The sequence below is a fragment of the uncultured Ferrimonas sp. genome (assembly GCF_947489035.1).
Lineage (GTDB): Bacteria > Pseudomonadota > Gammaproteobacteria > Enterobacterales > Shewanellaceae > Ferrimonas.
In genome coordinates this window covers 216,938-237,861 of record NZ_CANLCI010000001.1, presented here as the reverse complement: position 1 = coordinate 237,861, position 20,924 = coordinate 216,938, and the positions used below count along the sequence as shown (strand labels likewise).

Here is a 20,924-nt window from a genome sequence, read left to right as displayed (position 1 = left end):
TATGTTGAGATCACTGTTAGCCCTACTCGTTGGTGCTGCGGTGACCTTCGCTTTGTTCTCTTTCATGGCGTTTCTGGTAAGTGGTGGTGCTAAGCGCCACGACAATAACTTTGATACGCCACCGATCGAGATTGTGATGGAGCGGCAAGACGCGCAAGCGCAGAATCGTGACCGTCCAAAGCCGAAGCCACCAAAGCCACCGCAACAGCCGCCAAAACCGGTTGAGATGGAGCCTGATACTGCCGATGTAAGTGATTCTATTTCGGTTAATATCTCTGGCCCTGACTTAGGTGGGATCGATACCGGTCTTGGTGATCCAAGTAACGCGATGGCCCGTGATGGCGATGCCACACCTATCGTACGAATCGAACCTCGCTACCCTGTGAAAGCAGCCCGCGACGGTAAAGAAGGTTACGTAGTGTTGAGCTTCACCATTAACGAGTTAGGCGGCGTGGAAGACGTTAAAGTTGTCCAAGCTGAGCCTCGTCGCTTGTTTGATCAAGAAGCGCGTCGTGCACTTCGCAAGTGGAAGTACAAACCGAAAATTGTTGATGGTAAGCCGGTGAAACAAACGGGTCAGCAAGTTCGTTTGGATTTCGCCTTGGATAAAGCCAACGGCTAAGGCAGGAGGATACTATGTCGAAAAAGACCAAATTGATCCCTGCACTGCTACTCGCTATCGCCGCTGGTGTGGTTGCCACACCAGCATTAGCGGCTAAGTGTCCAATCGATGATCGTAAGAGTCGTGCGGTATCTGAGCGAGTTGGTAAGAAGGTTCAAAAAGCATACGAATTGTACAGTGGCGAACAGGTGGATGAAGCGCTTGGGATCTTGTTGGAAATTAAAACCAGCAGCGATTTCGATAAAGCGTACGTTTCCCGCATGATCGGCAGCCTGTACGCTGGGAAAGATGGCAAAGTGAATACCGCAATGAAACACCTTAAGGTGGCGGTAGACATTAACCAGTTAGGTGGTAGCGACCACGGCAATGCAATTAAGTTGCTGGCGGATCTGAGCATCTCTGAGCGTAAGTTCGATGATGCCCTGAAGTACTACCAAGACTGGATGTCGTTTACCTGTAAGGAAGACGTTAACGTCTACCTGCGTATGGCGAGCGCACATTACGAAAAGAAAGAGTACAAGCCAGCAATTAGTTTTGCTGATAAGTCCATCGCCTTGCAAAAAAAGCCTAAAAAGGCGGCTTACAGCTTGAAGATGGGCGCTTACTACGAGACCAAGCAGTACAAAAACGCAGCAAAAATTGCCGAAGAAATTGTACGTTTGTTCCCGCATGAAGGCCGAGCTTGGGTTCAGTTAGCGCAGATGTACATGTTAAGCGAAGATTTCAAAAAGTCGCTTTACACCATGGATGTTGCGTATCGTAATGGTTACCTGGAAAAGGCGAGCGAGTTTAAAATGCTGGCTCAGCTGTACGCCCAGAATAACGTGCCGCTGAAATCCGCCAAACTTCAGGAGAAATACCTGAAAGATGGTCTGGTGGAGCGTGATGAGACCAGCGTGTCGATGTTAGCGAACACTTACCATCAGGCGAAGCAGATTGATAAGGCAGTGGTGTTCTATGGCGAGGCGGGCAAAATGTCCAACAACGCCAAGCATTTTATGCGTCAAGCTGGTTTGCTGATGGAAAAAGAGCGCTACAAAGAAGCGAAGGCTGCAGTGCGTAATGCGATGGACGGCACTGGCCTGAAGAGCATTGGCGAGGCACAGATGCTGCTGGCTCAAGCGCACTTCTACTTAGGTGAATTTAAAGCTGCATACAAAGCGTGTAAGGCTGCCACCAAAGATAAGAAGACTGCGAAAAATGCTAAGAGCTGGTTGTCTTACATTGAAGACACCGCCAAGCGCAAAAAAGTGTCTGTGAAGTAACGTTCGCAGCGAAAGGAAAAGCCCCGCATTGCGGGGCTTTTTATTGGTACCCACTTTGTTTTTCCCACTTCGATTTTGGAGGGCAGCAAAGTGAGATTGGGCGTTCCCGCATCAGCAGGACAGCCCAGAGGTATGACGCATGGAGCACAAGATGAAATTGAAATTATCTCTAATCGCTGCGGTTACTGCCGCAATGTTGACGGGTTGCCAAGCACCCGCAACGGATCCTGTGGCAGTGGCAGCACCGGTTGAAGCACCGGCTTTTAACTTTAATCAGTTTACTCAGCAATATTTCGATGCCGGTTTGGATCTGGATCCAATCATGGGCACCTATGTTGGGCGGCCAGAGTTTAACGATCGCCTTGCTAACTCGGTCAGCGATGAATACTTAGCCAAGCGCAATAAGTTACATCAACAGTTTTTAGCGCAGGTGCAAGCAATTGATGCTGATGCATTAACCGCACAGCAGCAACTGAGCCGTGACATTTTAGAGTATGAACTGAGCGTGGCGGTGGCGGGGGACGCCTTTGCCGAAGAGCTGTTACCGATGAATCAATTTTACAGCCGAGTGATCTCGTTTGTGCAGTTGGGCAGTGGGCAAAGCGCCCAGCCATTTAATACGGTGCAAGACTACGACAACTTTATTGCTCGAATGGATGATTTTATCGCTTGGAGCCAAACCGCCCAAGAGCGGATGGACCAAGGGGCAAGCCAAGGGGTTGTGCTGCCTAAAGTGTTGGTCGAAAAAATCATTCCGCAACTGAGCGCCTTGGTTGATGCCGATATCAACGATAGCCCGTTTTATGGGCCGTTGGCTTCGATGCCAGAATCGATTTCAGCAGAAGACGCCCGCCAATTACGTTCGCGTTACCAAGATGCCTTGGTGACCAAGTTGATGCCGGCGATTACCCAGTTGCGTGATTACTTTAATGATGAGTATTTGGCGAACAGCCGTGATTCCGATGGATGGGGGCAGTTACCAGGCGGTGCCCCGTGGTATCAGCACTTAGCCAACATGCACACCACCACCACCATGCCGGTAGCGCAAATTCATCAGCTTGGCTTAGATGAAGTCGCCCGCATTTTGGCCGAGATGGACAAAGTGCGTACCCAAGTGGGCTTTGAGGGCGATCTCAGCGCCTTCTTTGCGCACCTTAGCAGTGAGCCTAAGTTCTTTTTCACCGAAAAAGAGCAGCTGGTGGCGGGCTATGGCGAGATTAAGTTGAAGATCAATAAAGTGTTGCCGCAATACTTTGATATTCAACCGAAAGCGGATTACGTGGTTAAGCCGGTGGAACCGTTTCGAGAGAAATCGGCTGCCGGCGCCAGCTACGAATCGCCGGCGCCAGATGGCAGCCGCCCAGGGGTATTTTACGTCAACACCTATAACTTGAAGGCTCAGCCGAAATGGGGCATGACAACGTTATCGCTGCATGAAGCGTCGCCGGGGCACCACTTCCAAATCGCCATTAAGCAAGAGCTGCAAGGGGTGCCAGAATTTCAGCGTTTTGGTGGCTATACCGCCTTTGAAGAGGGCTGGGCGTTGTATGCGGAATACCTAGGCATTGAGATGGGCTTGTTTACTGATCCCTACCAGTACTTCGGTAAGTTATCTGATGAGATGCTGCGAGCAATGCGCTTGGTGGTAGATACTGGGCTGCACGCGAAAGGCTGGAGCCGAGAGCAAGCGATCCAGTACATGTTGGATAACAGCCCGATGGCGCCGAGTGATGTTACTGCTGAAGTGGAGCGCTACATGGCGATCCCAGGGCAGGCACTGTCTTATAAAGTGGGCCAATTAACCATTTTGCGTTTGCGCGCTGAAGCAGAACAGACGCTAGGCGATAAATTCGATCTGCGCGACTTCCACAATCAGGTGCTGTCGTCAGGCTCGCTGCCAATGGCGTTGCTAGAAAAGAAGATTGATCGCTGGGTTGCACAGCAACAGTAAGCGTTTTGTCACCGTATTTAAGGCAGCCGATGGGCTGCCTTTTTTATTGGGCGTGGTTTAGCGCTTTACTACGCTTAGCAAGTCGGATAAAACCATAATGATGGTTACTTGTTAACCGCTGCCTGAATTGCCACCAAGGGGATTGTGATGAAACAGCTTATCGCTCGAGTTTCGGGCAAGGTGCAAGGGGTTTGGTTTCGTGCCAGCACACAACAGCAGGCGCAGTCGCTCGGGGTTACTGGCTACGTGCGAAACCTCAGCGATGGTTCGGTTGAGATCTTAGCGCAGGGGGGCGATCAGGCGGTGGAGGCTTTGATTGATTGGGCCAACTCCGGCCCAGAGTCCGCTACCGTCAATGATGTGCTGGTGAGCGACTATGACGGCAGCGATCTGTATCTGGATTTCGAGATCAGTGAAGGCCAGTAGCGCCTGCCGCAGCTTCAGTTAAAGTCGCGGCATTGACGTTTTCTTTCGCGTCGACGTCGATGCTGTCGGTGTCATCCACGGCGAGGGGTTGGGGTTGCTCCATGCGCCGGATCTGGATAACCATGCCGAGTTTCGGGTTGTCGAAATAGTGAATTTCGCGACTGCGAACTCGGCGATTCTGATCTAGGGCAATCGTCGCTAAAAAGGGTTCGGTTGCGCTGGGCTCCGTCAAGGTTGGCTGTTGATCAATCGCAAACACTTCAATGGCACCCCCGCCTTCATGGCTGTCTGGCGACGGCCGTTCCACCATCACCTTCCTTTGGCTTGGCTCGCGCAGCCCCAAGCGCGATTCAATAAACAGATAGTGATTCAGATAGATGGTGAGCTGCCCATCCAGTTGCCAAACCGGTTGGGTTTGCTCTGGTTGGGTTAACGTATCGAGCCAACTGAAGCTCGACATGATGTCGTTATCGTTGCTGATCACATTGCCGTTGCGCTGATATTCCGATTGGAAATTGTTGCCGCCGTACACCCGCAGCGCTTGCGCTTGGCGCTTACCATACACCGGCATCTGCCAGCCGCTGTGCACCAAAATGGTGCTGCCTTTGCGGCGTAAGGTGCTGGCTTGCTCGCCAAATTGCAGCAACTCTTTGGTGAGCAGATAAGGTTTGCCATCAAGTGGATCCGCCAATTGAGTCGCCGCGGCTAGGCTTGGCAGCTTAGAAGGGGCTTGGTTGGACTGGCTTTGTTGTTCACGCTGTTGGCAACCCAGAGGATCTAAACTCCACTGCTGGCTGTCGCAGCCATTCAGGGCGAGCTCTAATGGGCTTAAATCAGGATTCCACACCGGCTTAAAGAGATCCAAGCTGCCCGTGGTGGCAAAAGGCTGCTGCTCTGGTGGCCAGTGTTCGCTGCTGTTATCAGCTTGGGTAAACACCAATAGCTCAACTTCAAACCAAGTTGGTGGCTCGGCGTACGCGTTGGCGCTTGCGAACAGCGCGGCGGCTGCAAGGGTGTTGCTTATCAGGGTTCTCATTGAGGTATGTCCGCCGAAACTTGGTTAAGCCAGTGTTCAATGGCATCGAAGCGTTGCTCTGCGGTTTCCATTTCTTGGATAAAGCGCAACTTAGTTGGGCCATCCATTTTAAGGGTAGATGGGTTGCTCTGCAGCATTTTAATCAGCGTCATCGCCTCTACCGGCGTTTGTTCGTTGAAATCGAAGCTGCCGGATTTGGCATTGGCTTCGATGCGGCGGATCCCTAAGGTGCTGGCGCGCAGTTTCAGTTTGGCGGTGTTGATCAGGTTCTCGGTGGCGCTTGGTAGGCGGCCGAAGCGATCAACCAGTTCCACCTTGGCCATAATCAGCTCGTTCTCGGTGTTACAAGAGGCGATCTGTTTGTAGATGGCTAGGCGGGTATTCACGTGGGGGATGTAGTCGTCTGGCAACAGTGCCGGTAAGCGCAGCTCCAACTCGGTTTGTTCCGCCAAGAGGGCATCCAGCGACGGCTGCTGTCCCGCTTTCAGTGCTTCTACGGTTTGCTCAAGCATATCCATGTACATGCTAAAGCCAACTTTGGCGATGTGGCCGCTTTGTTCATCCCCCAACAGTTCACCGGCGCCGCGGATCTCCAAATCTTGGGTGGCCAGCATAAAGCCTGCGCCCAGATCTTCCAGTTGCTCAATCGCCTCTAACCGTTTTTGGGCGTCTTTGCTTAACCGTTTTGACGGGGTAAGAAGATAGGCGTACGCCTGATGGTGCGAACGGCCCACTCGGCCACGCAACTGGTGCAACTGCGCCAAGCCAAATTTGTCGGCGCGTTCAATTAAGATGGTGTTGGCGCTGGGGATATCGATGCCCGTTTCAATGATGGTGGTACACACCAATAGGTTAAAGCGGCCATGATGGAATTCGCTCATCACCTGCTCTAGCTGTCGCTCTCGCATCTGGCCGTGGGCAACGCCGATGCGGGCTTCTGGCACCAGGTCGGCCAGCTCTTTGGCGCAATCTTCAATGGTTTCAACGCTGTTGTGCAGGTAATACACCTGACCACCGCGCAGAATTTCTCGTAATAGGGCTTCGCGTATCAACGCCCCTTCTTTGGGGCGCACAAAGGTTTTTACCGATAAACGCCGTTTGGGTGGGGTCGCGATGATCGACAGATCGCGCATGCCCGACATTGCCATGTTGAGGGTACGGGGGATTGGTGTGGCGGTTAGGGTAAGAATGTCCACCTCGGCCCGCAGCGCTTTGATCTGATCCTTTTGGCGCACACCAAAACGGTGTTCTTCATCGACAATCAACAGCCCCAAATCAGGGAATTTGATGTCGCTTTGCAGCAACTTGTGGGTGCCGATGATGATGTCGATTTTACCTTCGGCCAGTTGCGCCATCGCTTTTTTTTGCTCGCTGGCGGTTTTAAAGCGTGACATCACCTCTATCTGTACTGGCCAATCGGCAAAGCGATCGCGGAAGTTGTCGTAGTGTTGCTGGGCAAGCAGTGTAGTGGGCACCAACACCGCCACTTGTTTGCCCGCATGTACGGCAACAAAGGCGGCGCGCATGGCCACTTCGGTTTTACCAAAGCCAACATCACCACAAACCAAGCGATCCATTGCTTGCGGGATCTGCATGTCGTTGATCACCGCATCAATGGCGTTGGCTTGGTCTTCGGTTTCTTCAAAGGGGAAGCCAGCAGAGAAGCGCAGGTATTCGCCGTGCTCCAACTTAAAGGCGAAGCCTTTTTTGGTTTCGCGTTGGGCGTAGATCTCCAGCAGCTCTGCCGCCACATCACGCACTTTCTCTGCGGCCTTACGGCGGTTTTTCTCCCACGCTTCGCTGCCCAGTTTATTCAGGGGGGCGCTGTCGTCGTCGGAACCGCTGTAACGGCTGATCAGATGCAGCGCGTTCACCGGCACATACAGTTTGCTGCCGGTGGCGTACTCCAGCATCAAAAATTCAGAGGTCATGCCGCCGGCGTCAATCAGTTCCAGCCCAAGGTAGCGACCCACTCCGTGTTTGAGGTGCACGACCGGCTGGCCGATTTTCAGTTCAGCAAGGTTTTTCACCAGAGTGTCTGAGCTGACGCCGCGGGATTTACGTTGGCTGCGTTGCCGCACACGGTTGCCAAACAGCTGGGCTTCGGCGATTACAGCGATGCTTTCCTGCGCGAGCAAAACCGAATTTTCCAGCGGGCTGACGATCACGCCGCAGCTGTCGTTACTGGCTAGAAACTGCTGCCAGTGCTCAAATCGTTTGGGCTTGATGCCGGTGGCGCGCAGCAGCTCGGACAGGGCTTCGCGGCGGCCTTCGGATTCCACCGTAAACAGCAGCCGTTGCCACTGCTGGCGCTGCTCCAATAACTGGGTGAGCGGTTGCTTCAGTTGATGGTTGGCTTCGATGCCGCTGATCACTTGGCATTGGGCTTGGTTTTCTTTGGCGATCTCGCTGCTGAGTGCTTGCAGCTGAATGCGGCCGTGGGGCTTCATGGCCGCGAACAGTTCGTCGCTACGCAGGAACAGCTCGTGCGGCGCCAACAGGGGCCGCAGGGGATCGATCCGCTGATTGTCGTAGCGGCTGTTGGCGTCATTAAGGTAGCGTTCACTGGCGTGTTGTATGTCACCAACGCTTAACAGCTGCACTTGCTCGGGCAAGAAATCAAAAACGGTGCTGGTTTGGGCAAAAAACAGCGGCAGGTAGCTTTCGATCCCCGCAGGCATAATGCCTTTGCTCACCTGCTGATAGATGGACTCGGGTTCGTTGCTGATCCGCTCAAAGTGCTGGCGGTAGTTGGTGCGGAAGGTGTCGATCCCCGCCTTATTGGTTGGGAACTCGCGTGCGGGCAGCAAGGAGATCGCGTCGATGCTGCCTTCCGAGCGTTGGCTGTCGATATCAAACGGGCGGATAGACTCCAGTTCATCGTCAAACAGATCCAGTCGCAGCGGTTGCTCGGCGCCCATTGGGAACAGATCAACAATTGAGCCGCGTACGGTAAACTCGCCATGTTCATACACCTGCTCCACGGTGTGGTAACCCGCCCGCGCCAGTTGCGATCGCAGTGCATCAATGTTGACGGTTTGCCCTTGCTTAAACGCCAGTACGTTGCCCGCCACAAAATCCGCTGGGCACAGCCGCGTTAACGCGGTTGATACAGGCAGGATCACCAGCCCTGCTTGCATTGATGGCAGCGCATTCAGTGCTTCTAAGCGTTGCGAAATAATATCCTGATGAGGCGAAAAGCTGTCGTAGGGCAGGGTTTCTCTGTCTGGAAACAGCTGCACCGGATAATCGCCGTTACTGAGGTAGCGCAGTTCCTGTTCGAGCTGCAAGGCCGTGGGGGTGTCTTCGGTTAGCAGCAAGGTCAGTTGGCCGTGGCGGCGGATCAGTTGATCGGCGCTGAGGCTTAAGGCTGAACCAGTTAAACCGGTTAATTTCATCTTGCTGCCTGCACCACCTTGTGGCGGCTGCAGTGGGGAAAATCGACTCATACAGGATTCCGTGGGCGCACTGGGCAGGCAGTGCACCGTTTTTAGCTTCAAATAGGGGTTATTCGGAACGGCGCAGCTTGGCGCGATCTCGCAGCTGTTTTTGTTGTACTTGCAAACTGGCACGCACCAACTGTTCTTGGGCAACTTCGCTGATGCTGCAGAAGCGGATCTGCGCCACCATGCCCAGTTCGTCGTGGTTGCATTCCACCACTTCACCGTGGGCGTAAACCGCCACTTGTTCTGCCGCAATAAATATTCTCATCGCTAAGGCTTGCCCTGGTGAGAGTGGGTTTGGCAGCACCACGCTCAGCCCCGAGCCGCCAAAACGCAGCCCACCGGCTTTGATCTCGGCGTTGGGATCTTGGGCCAGCTGTTGTTGCAGCACCAGATCAATTTTGCTGGATTGCAGCTTTAAGTACTGGGCTAAGCCTTTGGCGTGCTGTTCCATATTTTGCAGCAATGGTAAGCATTCATGTTCTAAATCGGTAACTTGCGCCATCAATCTAAAGGCCGTGGGCATCGCTTCAAGCAGCTGTGGCGGCTCTAACCACAGCTGTTCAGGGGAAATTTTGTCCAGCAAAACATCAAATGAACTGGCGACACTAAAGAACGATTCGTCGGATGCTGACATTGCCAGTCCTTGTTAGTTACATGGATTTGCCATTATTATCTGCGAACTTATGGATTTAGCCAACCTAACCCTATGATTTCTCCTGTCGCCTTGAATATTGGGTTGCGCTATTGGCGTGCTCGCAAAGACACGCGCTTTGTTTCATTTATCACTTTGTTTTCAGTGCTTGGGATCACCATTGGGGTGGCGGCATTGATCATCGTTAGTTCGGTGATGAATGGTTTAGAAGATCGTTTAAAAGGGCAGATCCTTGGTTCCGTACCACAGATCACCCTTTCAACCGTAGCCCAAACTCCCATTCCTACCTTACCGCCCTCGGCGTTGATCAAAGCGCAGGTGCCGATGCTCACCAGTGAAGCGTTGCTCAGCCAAGGCAGTAGCATGGCGGGGGCGCAACTCTTGGGGATCGATCCTGCCTTAGAACAAACGGTATCGCCACTGGCCAGCGCCATGCTGCAAGGTCAGTTAAGTCATTTGCAGGCCGGCAAATACCGCATCGTACTGGGCAGTGCCTTGGCCAACAAACTGAATGTGTGGAGCGGCGATACCGTGCGAGTAATGACCGCAGGCGGTGCCCGTTATACGCCCATGGGCCGAGTGCCCGGGCAGCGCTTGTTTACGGTTGCGGCGGTCTTTGAGCTGGGGGCGGAGGTGGATCAAGCGATGGCGCTAATTCACATCAGTGATGCCAAGCGCTTGCTGCGCCAGCCAGCACAAAGCCGCTTGTATCTGTACGATGCTTTTACTGCGCCGCAGTTAAGTGCCGAGCTTAGCCAGCAGTATCCGCAGCTGCAGGTTGAAGATTGGCGTGCCCGTTACGGCCAACTGTTTGCCGCGGTGAAAATGGAAAAACGGATGATGTCGTTGTTACTGGGGCTTATCATCGCCGTCGCGGCATTTAACATTGTGTCGGCGTTGGTGATGATGGTGACCGACAAAACCGCCGATATGGCGATTTTGAAAACCCAAGGCTTTGGCCGTGGCGCCATTATGCAGGTGTTTAGCGTGCAGGGCATGAGCAGCGCGGCTTTAGGCACGGGGATCGGTGCCGCCATTGGCTTATTGCTGGCGTGGGATCTGCAGCCGATCTTAACGGCGCTGGGGATCTGGTTATTGCCACCGGGGCAACCGCTGCCGGTACTTATTGATTACCGCCAAGTCGCTTTGGTGGTGATGGGTGCGTTGGCGCTCAGTTTTTTAGCAACGTTATACCCCGCGTGGCGGGCGTCTCACGTCAATCCTGCAGAGGTTTTACGGCATGAATAAGCCATTACTACAGTGCTCTGGTTTGGGCAAAGTGTATCAAGAGGGCAAACAGCAGACACGGGTGCTGACGGATCTGTCGTTAACCATCAATGCCGGTGAACTGGTGGCTATTATCGGCAGCAGTGGCTCGGGCAAAAGCACGCTGTTGCACTTGCTGGGCACTTTAGACAGCCCAACCGAGGGCAGCATTGAATTTAACGGTCACGATATTGCCACGTTGTCAGAGCGGGCTCGCAACACATTGCGAAATCAACAGCTGGGGTTTATCTACCAGTTTCACCATCTGTTGCCGGAATTTACCGCCTTGGAAAACGTGGCCATGCCACAGCGGATCGCTGGCAGCAGCGTGGCCGAGGCGAACGCCCGTGCCGAACAGCTGCTGAGCCGCGTAGGGTTAGCCGAGCGGTTGCACCACCGCCCCAGCGAACTGTCTGGCGGCGAACGCCAACGAGTGGCCATCGCCCGTGCCTTAGCCAACAAACCCGCGTTGGTGCTGGCGGACGAACCCACCGGTAACTTGGATGAAACCAGCGCCAATTCGGTGTACGAACTGCTGCGCGAATTGGCGCAAGAACAAGGCACAGCCTTTGTGGTGGTAACCCACGATCGCGAATTGGCCGCCAAGCTGGATCGGCAGCTAGAGATGCGCGCAGGCCAGTTGGAGTTCAACCATGGCTAAAGGGTTGGCGCTGCAAATTGGCTGGCGTTTTTGGCGTGGTCGCAACAACAACGGTTTTGTGTCGTTTATCTCGCTGTCGTCGGTAGTGGGGATCACCCTTGGGGTGGCGGTACTGATTTTAGTGCTGTCGGCCATGAACGGCTTTGAACGTGAACTGCAACAGCGTTTGTTAGCGGTTGTGCCCCACGGTGAATTTATCGCGGTGGATGCGCCGCTGCACGACTGGCAAGCGTTGGTGGCCGAAGCGGAAGCTGAAAACGAAGTGCTCGCCGCTGCGCCGTTTGTGCCGATCCAAGGGCTGTTGCAGCGCGGCGATGCAATGAAACCGGTGCAATTGCGTGGCATCGACATCGAGTTGGAGCAGCGAGTTTCGGCGGCACCGCAGTTTATTGATGCGGCGGGCTGGCAAAGTTTGCGTTCCGAGCAGCCCAACGTAGTGCTGGGCTCCGCATTGGCGCAACACCTTAATGTTAGCGTTGGTGATCGAGTCAGCTTGTTGATCCCCGCCAAAGAGGCGCGACAGGGGCCAACGCGGCAGGTGCTCACCGTAACCGGCCTGTTTGATTTAGGCGGTGAAATCGACAACAGCATCGCCTTCAGCAACATCAACTTCGCCGCATCGATGGCGGGGCTGGCCGGCCCCAACGGCGTACGGATTAAGGTTGCGGATCTGTTCAGCGCCTCGCGGGTGGTCCGTCGCATCGGCTTTCGCCAAAGCCAATACATGATGCTGCAAGATTGGACCCGCACCCAAGGCCACCTGTACAGCGACATTCAGCTGGTGCGGATGTTGACCTATCTGGTACTGGTATTGGTGGTCGCCGTCGCCAGCTTTAACATCATCTGTTCCCTGGTGATGGCGGTGCGAGATAAGCAGCACGAAATCGCCATTTTACGCACCATGGGCATGAGCAAAGGCAGCATTCTTTCTAGCTTTATGGTGCAAGGCGCGGTTACGGGCGCCATTGGCTGTGCCCTTGGGGCGGCGATTGGCTCGTTGCTGGCGTGGCGCTTACCGCAGCTGGTGGCTTGGGTGGAACAGACGTTCTCGGTGAAGGTGTTGTCTGGCGATGTCTATTTTATCGACTTTTTGCCGTCGCAACTGATGCTGCGTGATGTGGTGCTGGTGTCGTTGTTGGCCTTTATCGTTACCCTAATTGCCACCTGGTATCCGGCGTGGCAAGCCAGCCGCTTGCAACCGGTGCAGGCGCTGCATCGCTAACGCGGATCGCAGTGCTGGCGTGCGGCAGGCATCGCTGCTAGGATCCGCGCGCTTTGCAACAGGTATCAATCCGCACCACGAAGTCTGAAGGAGACGGCAATGGCGAACACCGCAGCAGCGTTACACATTTTGGTGAAACACGAAGATAAAGCGAAAGATCTGCTGGCGCAGCTGGAAAAGGGCGCAAACTTTCAGACTCTCGCGAAGAAGCACTCCACCTGCCCATCGGGCAAAAAAGGCGGCAGCCTTGGCGAGTTTCGCAAAGGCGACATGGTGCCACCGTTTGATAAAGCGGTCTTTACCGGCGCCATCTTAAAGCCCATTGGGCCAGTAAAAACCAAATTTGGTTACCACATCATTAAGGTGCTGTACCGCACTTAATTGAACGATGGCCTTTCAGCCCGATAACGAAAAACGGCAGTGCTAAAAGCACTGCCGTTTTTGCATCAACTGTAGCGATCGGCGCGCAGTCGCTGCCGCTTGCGCCAATTGAACAAGATGCCGTAGCGCCACAGGCTGTTGATGATGAAGTAGGTGAAGATGGCGCTGATCGCGCCGAGCAGGGCGCAGCCAAACAACATCGGTGGGCCCACCGAGTGAATGCTTTGCGCCAACCAATGCCAACTGAGCTCAAAGTTGAAGTCAGTCCGTTCCCATCCTAAGACCGATGCGCCACAAAGGTAGGCGCTGTAAAACATCACCGGCATGGTCAGCGGGTTCGAAACCCAAACCGTGGCAACCGCTAACGGCAGGTTAACCCCAAAGACGATGGCGGAAAACGCCGCCAATACCATCTGAAACGGAATGGGGATCCAGCACACTAAGATCCCTAACGCCAACGCGCCAGAGGCGGAGCGTCTGTTCAGATGCCAGATATTGGCTTGTTGCATCCAAGGCCCGAATAGCTTGAGGTACTTATGCTGCCGCAAGTTTTCTGGATCGGGCATGATGCGTTTAAATGTTCTTCTTGGCATAGAGCTGCAACGCCACCTTGTACCCAATGATCAATCACATTTTATTGGGGTGGGTATTGGCACTGTCCACAGTGGTTATATGGCCAGATCTGCTCCCACTCCCTTTTATTATCGCCAGTATACCTGCGTTTGGGCTACTTAAACGTTACCCAGTGCTACTTGGTGCTACCGCAGGGCTGCTATTTGGTCAACTTGCTTGCCACCGATTGGCGGGCGAGTTGCGCTCGTTTCCCTACGGGCAGGTTACCGTGGTGGCAGAACTTTCTTCACCAACAACCGGCGCCGCACTATACCAGCGTAACCGTTGGTTGGTCGAGTCCATCAACGGCGAAACGCTGCCTTGGTACGCCAGCCGTAGCATCGAATTAAGTTGGTACCGACCACCGCCATTACGCCTTGGCCAGCGCTACCGATTGCAGGTAAAACTGCGGCCGCCAAGCGGCTATTTGAATCAAGGTGGATTCAATCGATATCGACACCAACTGGCCAATCACATCGCGGCCAGTGGTTATGTGCGGCAGGGCGAATTAGTTGAAGATCGCCGCCATTGGCGCCAACCGTTGCTGGCAACCTTAGCGCAGGCAACACAGGAACTGCCCCAAGGGGATCTGTTGCGTACCTTGGTTTTGGCCGATGACCGTGGGGTCAGCAGCGAACGGTGGCAGCAGATGCGTCAAGCGGGCTTGATCCATCTGTTGGCGATTTCGGGGTTGCACCTGTCGATTGTGGCTGGGCTGACACTGGCGGTGGGGACGTGGTTACGACAGCGGCTGTTTGCCAACCCTTATGGTCGCGGCCGCGGGATGGTGTGGCTGCTTACGGCCGCGATGGCGCTGTTATACGCCAGCTTGGCTGAAATGGCGCTGCCAACCATGCGCGCCACCGCCGCGGTGTTGTTGACGTTGCTGCTGTTGTGGCAACGGCGGCAGGGGCGGCCGTGGGAACTGCTATTGCGGGTGGCCGCGCTGGTGTTATTGCTGCAACCGTTGGCGTCGTTAGCGCCGGGCTATTGGCTTAGCTTTGGGGCGGTGGCGCTGATCTTATTGGTGAACTGGTGGTGGCCGCTGCCTGCAACGCGCTGGCGGCGATTGGTGTGGTTTGGGCGGTTGCAACTGCTGCTGACCTTGGCGCTGTGTGTCTTGCAGGGGCTGTGGTTTGGCCAATTCAGTGTGCACGGGGTGTGGACTAACCTGCTGTTGTTGCCCTATTTCTCGCTGTTGGTGCTGCCGCTGTGTCTGCTGCTCAGTACAGTAGTGTTGCTGGGGGCCGATCCTATGCTGCTGCAACTGGCCGATTGGTCGTTGTGGCCCTTAGCGCAGTTGGCGCGTGGCGCCAGTGCGGCAGAGTTTGGCTATGGCACCTTGCCATTGCTGGCGGTGGCGGTGTTGGCGCTGATCGGGTTTAGCCTAACGTTGCTGCATGCGCGCCAGTGGCTGGCTGCTGCCATTGCCTTACTGTTGGCACTGGCGTGGGCGACGCCACCGCGAGTGCAATGGCAGTTGGATATGATTGATGTGGGGCAGGGGTTGGCGCTGTTAATTACTCAAGATCAGCGTGCCATGGTGGTGGATACCGGTGCGGCTTTCGCTGGCGGCTTCAGTTACGCCGAAGCGGCGTTGTTGCCACTGCTGCGCCAGCGCGGCATCACGCAGCTGGATCTGTTGTTGTTGTCCCACGGTGATAATGATCACGCCGGTGGGGCTAAGATCTTGGCGCAGCAGCTGCCCATTGCCCAACAGTACGGTTTTGGCGGTGGCGCTTGTGGCCGCGGCCCCAAACGCTGGGGGCAGTTAACGCTGCATTGGTTTCAGGCGCCGCTGGAGGGCAATGACGGTTCCTGTGTGTTGTTGCTGGATTCGGGCCAACATCGATTGTTGCTGCCTGGCGATCTTGAAGCGGCAGGCGAACAGGCGTGGTTGGCGGCCACGCTTCAGCCCCAAGTGGACGTGCTGGTGGCACCGCATCATGGCTCATCCACATCGAGCAGCGCTGCATTTGTTGCGGCCACAACAGCGAAGTGGGTGCTCGTGGCCGCAGGGCGCAATAATCGTTGGCGGTTTCCGAAAGCGGAGGTGTTGCAGCGTTATCACGAACAAGGGGCTAAGGTTTTGGTCTCTGGGCAACTTGGGCAGATACAGCTGAGGTTTACCGAGGATGGTGAAATAACCGCCAGCAACTACCGTCAACACTGGGCACCTTGGTGGTATAACCAGCAGTAGAGGCGGCAAAATTTGGTATCAACCCGATGGCGAAGTAGAATGACCGACTTTCTAAGCAACGAAGTGCTGACATGAGCTCAGACAATTCCAGCCCATTTGTGGCCACGTTTAAACGGCTTTGGCCTTACGTCCGCGCCTACAAGGCGGGCTTTTTCGCGGCCATCATCGGCATGGCGATCTATGGTGGCGTTGATGCCTCCTTGGTTTATATGGTTAAGCCGCTGATTGATAACGGTTTGGCTCAAAGCGACTCCACCACCTTACGGTTAGCGCCGTTTGTGATCGTGGGCTTATTTGTGCTGCGCGGCGGCGCCAACTTTGTCTCGACCTACTGCTTGGCTTGGGTCAGTCAAAACGTTATCCACACCATGCGTCAGCAGGTGTTTGAAAAATATCTGCGCCTGCCGGTCACCTTCTTTGATAGTCGTTCCAGCGGCGATCTGATCTCTAAAGTCACCTACGATGCCGAACAGGTATCCCGTGCTTCATCCGGTGCGTTGATCAACATGGTGCGGTCCACCTTCACGGTGATCGGCCTGTTATTCATCATGTTTTGGGAAAGCTGGCAGTTGTCGGCGGTGTTCTTTTTGGTTGGGCCGGTGATTGCGGTGGTGATCAACATCGTCAGCAAGCGCTTCCGAATGATCTCGAAACGGATCCAAGGGGCGATGGGCGGCGTTACCACCACCACCGAGCAGATGCTCAAAGGCCATAAAAACGTATTGGCTTTTGGTGGGCAAGAAGTGGAAAAAGCGCGCTTCGGCCAAGCCAGCAATCGCAACCGCCAACAAAACATGAAGTTGTCGGCGGCCACCGCCATTAGCCAACCGGTGATCCAGATCTTAGGTGCCATCGCCTTGGGCGTGGTGCTGTTTATCGCCAGCTTCCCCGCCATTTTAGAAACCCTGAGCCCTGGCTCCTTTGTGGTGGTGATTGGCGCGATGATGGGCTTAATGACCCCGGTGCGACAGCTCACCAAGGTTAATGCTGAGCTGCAACGGGGCGTGGCGGCGGCAGATAGCATCTTTTTGGTGCTGGATCAGGCCGACGCCAACGACAGCGGTACTAAGGAGCTCACCGATTGCCAAGGCGCGATTGATGTCACGGATCTGAGCTTTCAGTATGAAACCTCTGATGGGCCGGTATTGAAGCAGATCAACCTGTCGGTACCTGCGGGGAAAACCGTGGCACTGGTGGGCCGTTCTGGCTCCGGCAAATCGACGTTATCCACCCTGTTGCCACGCTTTTACGAGATCGGTTCGGGCAGCATCAGTATTGATGGCGTTGATATTCGCGAGTTGACCATGGCGAACCTGCGCAGTCAGATGGCCATTGTGTCGCAGCAAGTGACGCTGTTTAACGACACCATCGCCAACAACATCGCTTATGCCTGCGAAAACGTCAGCCGCGAACAAGTGGAAGCCGCCGCCGAAGCCGCCTACGTGATGACCTTCGTTAAGGATCTGCCCGAAGGGCTGGATACCGTGGTTGGTGAAGATGGGGTGATGCTTTCCGGTGGCCAGCGCCAGCGCATCGCCATTGCCCGTGCCATTTTACGCGACACGCCAATCTTGGTGTTGGATGAAGCCACCTCGGCGCTGGATACCGAATCGGAACGCGCCATCCAAACGGCGTTGGATAAGTTAGCGGCCGAGCGCACCTCGATAGTGATTGCGCACCGTTTATCCACCATTGAAAATGCCGATGAAATTATTGTGCTGGATCAAGGCGCGATAGTTGAGCGCGGCAGCCACCACGAATTGCTGGCGCGGCAAGGCGCCTACGCGCAGCTGCATTCAATGCAGTTTGGTGACTAAGGTGCAGCGTTGGTTTGAACAAGCCTGGCAACAGGGGCACCCGCTGCTGTGGTTATTGCTGCCGTTGAATTGGTTGTTTATCGCGCTTAGTCAGCTGCGTCGGGCGCTGTTTTCGTTGGGGCTAAAGCCGGTGGTCACGTTGCCTGTGCCAGTGGTGGTGGTGGGTAACATCAGCGTTGGTGGCAACGGCAAAACCCCAGTGGTGCTGTATCTGGTGGAGCTGTTGCAGCGCAATGGTTACCAACCGGGAATCATCAGCCGCGGTTATGGTGGCGACGCCAGTGCTCAGCCAATGTTGGTTAATGCACAAAGCGATCCCCGTTTGTGCGGCGATGAACCCAGGTTGTTGGCCCAGCGCAGCGGGGTGCCGCTGGCGGTGGGGGCCGATCGGATCGCGGCGGCGCAGTTGCTGCTAACGTCTGGCGAGGTGGATATCATCATCAGCGACGATGGCATGCAGCATTACCGTTTAGGCCGCACCCTTGAAGTGGCTGTGATTGACGGCCAGCGCCGTTTTGGCAACGGCCATCGTTTGCCAATGGGGCCACTGCGCGAGCCAATATCGCGATTGCAGCAGTGCGATCTGCTTATTTGCAACGGGGGCCGCGCGCACGGAGCTGAGCACCGAATGACCCTAGAGCCCAGCGATTGGCAACGGGTGGACGGCAGCGGCGCCGAAGCCCCCCAAGGCGAGCTGATCGCCATGGCCGGCATTGGTCACCCACCTCGATTTTTTCAAACCCTTGCCGAGCTCGGGTTGTCTCTGAGTGCCAGTCACGGCTTTGCCGATCACATGGCTTACAGCAGCGCGTTATTGCAGCCGTTAGCGCACGCCCAGCAATCCCTATTAATGACCGAGAAAGATGCGGTTAAGTGTCGCGACTTCGCCCAGCCTAACTGGTATTACCTACCGGTCAGTGCTAGTTTGGGCGCAACGTTCGACAGTCAATTTATGACCCAGTTAAAGGAAAAACTCGATGGCGTTTGACCACAAATTGTTGGAAATCATTGCTTGCCCAGTATGTAAGGGCAAGTTGGAGTATGACCGTGACGGCCAGCGTTTGATCTGCCGTGCCGACAAACTGGTGTACGCCATTGATGAAGGCATTCCGGTACTGTTGGAAGACCGTGCTACGGCACTTGAGAGTAACGACTAATGAGCTTTGTGGTTGTGATCCCCGCCCGTTACGGTTCAAGCCGGTTACCGGGTAAGCCGTTGGCCGACATTGCAGGCCAGCCGATGGTGGCCCATGTGGTTGCGCGGGCGCAGGAATCCGGTGCGGATCGCGTGGTCGTTGCGACCGACGATCAGCGGGTGGTTGCGGCGTTAGGCAATCGGTGCGAGGTGTTGATGACCTCACCGGATCACCAATCGGGCACCGAACGCTTGGCTGAAGTCGTGGAGCTGCTGCAGTTAAGTGACGACACCATCGTGGTGAATGTTCAGGGGGATGAGCCTTTGATCCCGGCGGCGAACATTCGCCAAGTCGCCGATAACTTGGTGGGCAGCAAGGCGCGGATGTCGACCCTGTCGGTTTCGATTGATGACGCTGAAGAGATGCACAACCCGAATGCGGTTAAGGTGATCAGCGATAACGAAGGTTACGCGCTGTATTTCTCTCGTGCCGCCATTCCGTGGCACCGCGATGGCTTTGCTCAGCAGCTGGGGATCAGCCCCGGGGCGCAACGTCATGTGGGCATTTACGGCTACCGTGCTGGCTTTATCCGCGATTACGTGGCGTGGCCAATCAGCCCGTTAGAGCAGATTGAATCCCTCGAGCAGTTACGGGTGTTGTATCAAGGTGAGAAAATTCACGTAGCTGAGGCGGTAGAGCCGCCACCGGCTGGGGTGGACACCGCTGCAGATCTTGCCCGAGTTCAGGCGATATTACGTTAATTTGCCTCGCGGCGTATGCCGTGGTTGAGGTGAGCTTCAGTCGATAAAAAAGAGCACGCTTAGCGTGCTCTTTTTTGATCTGGTGGACTGACTCGGCGTTAGCGCGCAGCGGCTTTTGCTTATCAGTAGTAATCCGGCCACAGCTCTTTTTGGGTTTCCAGCACCAGATGGCTTAGGTGTTCTGGGGCTGGGGTGCCCCCCAAGAACGCGTTGGTGGCCAACACTTGGATCAAGATAATAAAGGCGCAGATGATGGCGGCTTTCCAGTACGGGCAGTCGAGCATCAAACTGACCGCAAATGAGCCAGCAAAGATGCTGGCAATCCAGGCGAGATCGGTGTCTTCAACAAAGCGAAATGCCATGTCCTGCAGGGCAAATACCGCCACCAAGGCCAGCACCGCGCCAAACCAACTGGGGTTGCCCGTTCGCAGTATTCGTGCCCCAAGGTAAATTGGCGCTAGGCCAACAGCTAAGGTGGCCATGATAAAAACCACTAATTGAATCAACATATTATTTGCCTTGTATCTCGGTCCAGAGGGTTTCTATCCAGCGTTCATTGCTGATGAATGACCACTGCCAAGATTGCAGATGGACAGGCAAGCCTTGGGCTAACCAGACCGATTTCGGGTGTTCTTGCATCGATTCTGCCCACGCGAGCGACTGTTGCAACATCACTTTAAAGCGGGTGAGGTCGTTGCGGTTGCCTAAGTCGCCGTGACCGGGAATGATTTTGGTTTGATCATTCACCAGCTGCAGTGCTTCTTCTACCCGAGCGAGGTAGTGACGCACGCTGCCGCCGTGGCCTTGATCCACATAGGGGAAGGTGTTGTTGAAAAACAGATCGCCCATGTGCAGCACGTTTTGCTGGGCAAACCACACCATCGAGTCGCCATCGGTGTGGCCAATGCCTTGGTGCATCACCTCAATTTTCTGCTGGTTAAAGTGGAAGGTGATGCCATCGTCGTAGGTGACCACCGGATAGGCGGCGGCACTGACGCTGTTGTCAGCCTGCAGGTGTTTAAGCACATTATGGTGGGCGAAGATGGTGCCATCGCGGCCAAAGGTGGCGTTAGCCCCGGTGTGATCGCCGTGGTGATGGGTGTTGATCACAAACTTGGGTTTACCGGCAGAATCCGGGTGTAAGGGCGTCAGTGCGGCAATAATTTTGTTGGCCAAGGGCGCAAACTGATCATCAATAATCAATAAGCCGTCGCTTCCAGCACTCACGCCGATGTTCCCGCCAGCGCCTTGCAGCATATGGATCCCTGGGGCGACTTGAGTTGGGGTGATCACCACATCGGCAAAGCGATCGGCGGCCAACGCGGGCCAAGCCAGCAATGCCAGCAGTAAAGTCCGTTTACGCATGATTGATGGTTCCGTTATCAAAGGTGAGCATCAGCCTAAAACAAAGCGGCACGACAATGAAGTGCCGCTTGCGAACTGTTGCAACGGATTATTCTACAAACCGTG

General features: G+C 55.0%; 19 protein-coding genes. 13 read left to right on the top strand and 6 right to left on the bottom strand.

The genetic code is table 11. The annotated features are described in order from the left end of the window. Position 1 precedes the first annotated feature (1 nt). From Q0796_RS00985 to Q0796_RS00970, 4 genes are all read left to right on the top strand, one after another. A complete protein-coding gene (locus Q0796_RS00985; protein WP_298439326.1) occupies positions 2 to 622 on the top strand; it encodes an energy transducer TonB in 621 nt (206 codons plus the stop codon). Positions 623 to 636: 14 nt separating this feature from the next. Next, positions 637 to 1,887: a tetratricopeptide repeat protein gene (locus Q0796_RS00980; RefSeq protein WP_298439324.1), complete on the top strand. Its 1,251-nt coding sequence runs from the start codon at positions 637 to 639 to the stop codon at positions 1,885 to 1,887. Positions 1,888 to 2,038: 151 nt separating this feature from the next. Then, positions 2,039 to 3,838 (top strand): DUF885 domain-containing protein, encoded by a 1,800-nt coding sequence (locus Q0796_RS00975; RefSeq protein ID WP_298439322.1) that lies wholly within the window; start codon positions 2,039 to 2,041, stop codon positions 3,836 to 3,838. Between the two features lie 147 nt (positions 3,839 to 3,985). Then, positions 3,986 to 4,264, top strand: a complete 279-nt coding sequence (locus tag Q0796_RS00970) for an acylphosphatase (RefSeq protein ID WP_298439320.1) — start codon at positions 3,986 to 3,988, stop codon at positions 4,262 to 4,264. On the opposite strand, the gene Q0796_RS00965 is transcribed toward Q0796_RS00970, so the two are convergent. Genes Q0796_RS00965 through Q0796_RS00955 form a run of 3 tightly spaced genes read right to left on the bottom strand, consistent with a single transcriptional unit; the run spans position 4,248 to position 9,380 of the window. Continuing rightward, complete coding sequence (locus tag Q0796_RS00965; RefSeq protein WP_298439318.1) at positions 4,248 to 5,300, bottom strand: CsiV family protein; 1,053 nt, start codon at positions 5,298 to 5,300, stop codon at positions 4,248 to 4,250. The two genes, Q0796_RS00970 and Q0796_RS00965, sit on opposite strands and share 17 nt — an antisense overlap. Further along, a complete protein-coding gene (gene mfd, locus Q0796_RS00960) occupies positions 5,297 to 8,749 on the bottom strand; it encodes a transcription-repair coupling factor (protein ID WP_298439316.1) in 3,453 nt (1,150 codons plus the stop codon). Before mfd ends, Q0796_RS00965 begins: the two co-directional genes overlap by 4 nt. A gap of 58 nt (positions 8,750 to 8,807) precedes the next feature. Then, positions 8,808 to 9,380: a hypothetical protein gene (locus Q0796_RS00955; protein WP_298439314.1), complete on the bottom strand. Its 573-nt coding sequence runs from the start codon at positions 9,378 to 9,380 to the stop codon at positions 8,808 to 8,810. A 72-nt stretch (positions 9,381 to 9,452) separates the two neighbouring features. Between Q0796_RS00955 and Q0796_RS00950 the strand changes: the two genes are divergently transcribed. The 4 genes from Q0796_RS00950 (at position 9,453) to ppiC (ending at position 12,928) form a co-directional block, all read left to right on the top strand. Further along, positions 9,453 to 10,646 (top strand): lipoprotein-releasing ABC transporter permease subunit, encoded by a 1,194-nt coding sequence (locus tag Q0796_RS00950; RefSeq protein WP_298439312.1) that lies wholly within the window; start codon positions 9,453 to 9,455, stop codon positions 10,644 to 10,646. Continuing rightward, complete coding sequence (lolD, locus tag Q0796_RS00945; RefSeq protein WP_298439309.1) at positions 10,639 to 11,325, top strand: lipoprotein-releasing ABC transporter ATP-binding protein LolD; 687 nt, start codon at positions 10,639 to 10,641, stop codon at positions 11,323 to 11,325. Before Q0796_RS00950 ends, lolD begins: the two co-directional genes overlap by 8 nt. Next, complete coding sequence (gene lolE / locus Q0796_RS00940; RefSeq protein ID WP_298439307.1) at positions 11,318 to 12,547, top strand: lipoprotein-releasing ABC transporter permease subunit LolE; 1,230 nt, start codon at positions 11,318 to 11,320, stop codon at positions 12,545 to 12,547. Before lolD ends, lolE begins: the two co-directional genes overlap by 8 nt. A gap of 99 nt (positions 12,548 to 12,646) precedes the next feature. Continuing rightward, positions 12,647 to 12,928, top strand: a complete 282-nt coding sequence (gene ppiC / locus Q0796_RS00935; protein ID WP_298439305.1) for a peptidylprolyl isomerase PpiC — start codon at positions 12,647 to 12,649, stop codon at positions 12,926 to 12,928. 65 nt (positions 12,929 to 12,993) lie between these two features. Here ppiC and Q0796_RS00930 read toward each other — a convergent pair whose 3' ends face one another. Beyond that, the gene (locus tag Q0796_RS00930; protein WP_298439303.1) at positions 12,994 to 13,521 is read right to left on the bottom strand and encodes a DUF2062 domain-containing protein; all 528 of its coding nucleotides are present in this window, start codon (positions 13,519 to 13,521) and stop codon (positions 12,994 to 12,996) included. A gap of 26 nt (positions 13,522 to 13,547) precedes the next feature. Between Q0796_RS00930 and Q0796_RS00925 the strand changes: the two genes are divergently transcribed. The 5 genes from Q0796_RS00925 (at position 13,548) to kdsB (ending at position 19,454) form a co-directional block, all read left to right on the top strand. Then, on the top strand, positions 13,548 to 15,740 hold the full coding sequence (locus tag Q0796_RS00925) for a DNA internalization-related competence protein ComEC/Rec2 (protein ID WP_298439301.1): 2,193 nt from the start codon (positions 13,548 to 13,550) through the stop codon (positions 15,738 to 15,740). 71 nt (positions 15,741 to 15,811) lie between these two features. Further along, entirely contained in the window at positions 15,812 to 17,557 is a 1,746-nt protein-coding gene (gene msbA / locus Q0796_RS00920; protein ID WP_298439300.1) for a lipid A export permease/ATP-binding protein MsbA, read from the top strand. A 1-nt stretch (position 17,558) separates the two neighbouring features. Beyond that, complete coding sequence (gene lpxK, locus Q0796_RS00915) at positions 17,559 to 18,545, top strand: tetraacyldisaccharide 4'-kinase (protein WP_298439437.1); 987 nt, start codon at positions 17,559 to 17,561, stop codon at positions 18,543 to 18,545. Continuing rightward, a complete protein-coding gene (locus Q0796_RS00910; RefSeq protein WP_298439298.1) occupies positions 18,535 to 18,714 on the top strand; it encodes a Trm112 family protein in 180 nt (59 codons plus the stop codon). The genes lpxK and Q0796_RS00910 overlap by 11 nt, the downstream gene beginning before the upstream one ends. Beyond that, complete coding sequence (kdsB, locus tag Q0796_RS00905) at positions 18,714 to 19,454, top strand: 3-deoxy-manno-octulosonate cytidylyltransferase (RefSeq protein ID WP_298439296.1); 741 nt, start codon at positions 18,714 to 18,716, stop codon at positions 19,452 to 19,454. Before Q0796_RS00910 ends, kdsB begins: the two co-directional genes overlap by 1 nt. A gap of 122 nt (positions 19,455 to 19,576) precedes the next feature. Here the strand turns inward: kdsB and Q0796_RS00900 are convergent, their stop codons facing one another. Further along, complete coding sequence (locus Q0796_RS00900; RefSeq protein WP_298439294.1) at positions 19,577 to 19,963, bottom strand: hypothetical protein; 387 nt, start codon at positions 19,961 to 19,963, stop codon at positions 19,577 to 19,579. A 1-nt stretch (position 19,964) separates the two neighbouring features. Next, the gene (locus Q0796_RS00895) at positions 19,965 to 20,819 is read right to left on the bottom strand and encodes an MBL fold metallo-hydrolase (protein WP_298439292.1); all 855 of its coding nucleotides are present in this window, start codon (positions 20,817 to 20,819) and stop codon (positions 19,965 to 19,967) included. Positions 20,820 to 20,924: the final 105 nt, after the last annotated feature.

Bases quoted from the DNA above. Each gene is read 5' to 3' on its own strand.
- Q0796_RS00985 (WP_298439326.1), top strand. From the start codon at position 2: ATGTTGAGATCACTGTTAGCCCTACTCGTTGGTGCTGCGGTGACCTTC.
- Q0796_RS00980 (WP_298439324.1), top strand. From the start codon at position 637: ATGTCGAAAAAGACCAAATTGATCCCTGCACTGCTACTCGCTATCGCC.
- Q0796_RS00975 (WP_298439322.1), top strand. From the start codon at position 2,039: ATGAAATTGAAATTATCTCTAATCGCTGCGGTTACTGCCGCAATGTTG.
- Q0796_RS00970 (WP_298439320.1), top strand. From the start codon at position 3,986: ATGAAACAGCTTATCGCTCGAGTTTCGGGCAAGGTGCAAGGGGTTTGG.
- Q0796_RS00965 (WP_298439318.1), bottom strand. From the start codon at position 5,300: ATGAGAACCCTGATAAGCAACACCCTTGCAGCCGCCGCGCTGTTCGCA.
- mfd (WP_298439316.1), bottom strand. From the start codon at position 8,749: ATGAGTCGATTTTCCCCACTGCAGCCGCCACAAGGTGGTGCAGGCAGC.
- Q0796_RS00955 (WP_298439314.1), bottom strand. From the start codon at position 9,380: ATGTCAGCATCCGACGAATCGTTCTTTAGTGTCGCCAGTTCATTTGAT.
- Q0796_RS00950 (WP_298439312.1), top strand. From the start codon at position 9,453: ATGATTTCTCCTGTCGCCTTGAATATTGGGTTGCGCTATTGGCGTGCT.
- lolD (WP_298439309.1), top strand. From the start codon at position 10,639: ATGAATAAGCCATTACTACAGTGCTCTGGTTTGGGCAAAGTGTATCAA.
- lolE (WP_298439307.1), top strand. From the start codon at position 11,318: ATGGCTAAAGGGTTGGCGCTGCAAATTGGCTGGCGTTTTTGGCGTGGT.
- ppiC (WP_298439305.1), top strand. From the start codon at position 12,647: ATGGCGAACACCGCAGCAGCGTTACACATTTTGGTGAAACACGAAGAT.
- Q0796_RS00930 (WP_298439303.1), bottom strand. From the start codon at position 13,521: ATGCCAAGAAGAACATTTAAACGCATCATGCCCGATCCAGAAAACTTG.
- Q0796_RS00925 (WP_298439301.1), top strand. From the start codon at position 13,548: ATGATCAATCACATTTTATTGGGGTGGGTATTGGCACTGTCCACAGTG.
- msbA (WP_298439300.1), top strand. From the start codon at position 15,812: ATGAGCTCAGACAATTCCAGCCCATTTGTGGCCACGTTTAAACGGCTT.
- Q0796_RS00910 (WP_298439298.1), top strand. From the start codon at position 18,535: ATGGCGTTTGACCACAAATTGTTGGAAATCATTGCTTGCCCAGTATGT.
- kdsB (WP_298439296.1), top strand. From the start codon at position 18,714: ATGAGCTTTGTGGTTGTGATCCCCGCCCGTTACGGTTCAAGCCGGTTA.
- Q0796_RS00900 (WP_298439294.1), bottom strand. From the start codon at position 19,963: ATGTTGATTCAATTAGTGGTTTTTATCATGGCCACCTTAGCTGTTGGC.
- Q0796_RS00895 (WP_298439292.1), bottom strand. From the start codon at position 20,819: ATGCGTAAACGGACTTTACTGCTGGCATTGCTGGCTTGGCCCGCGTTG.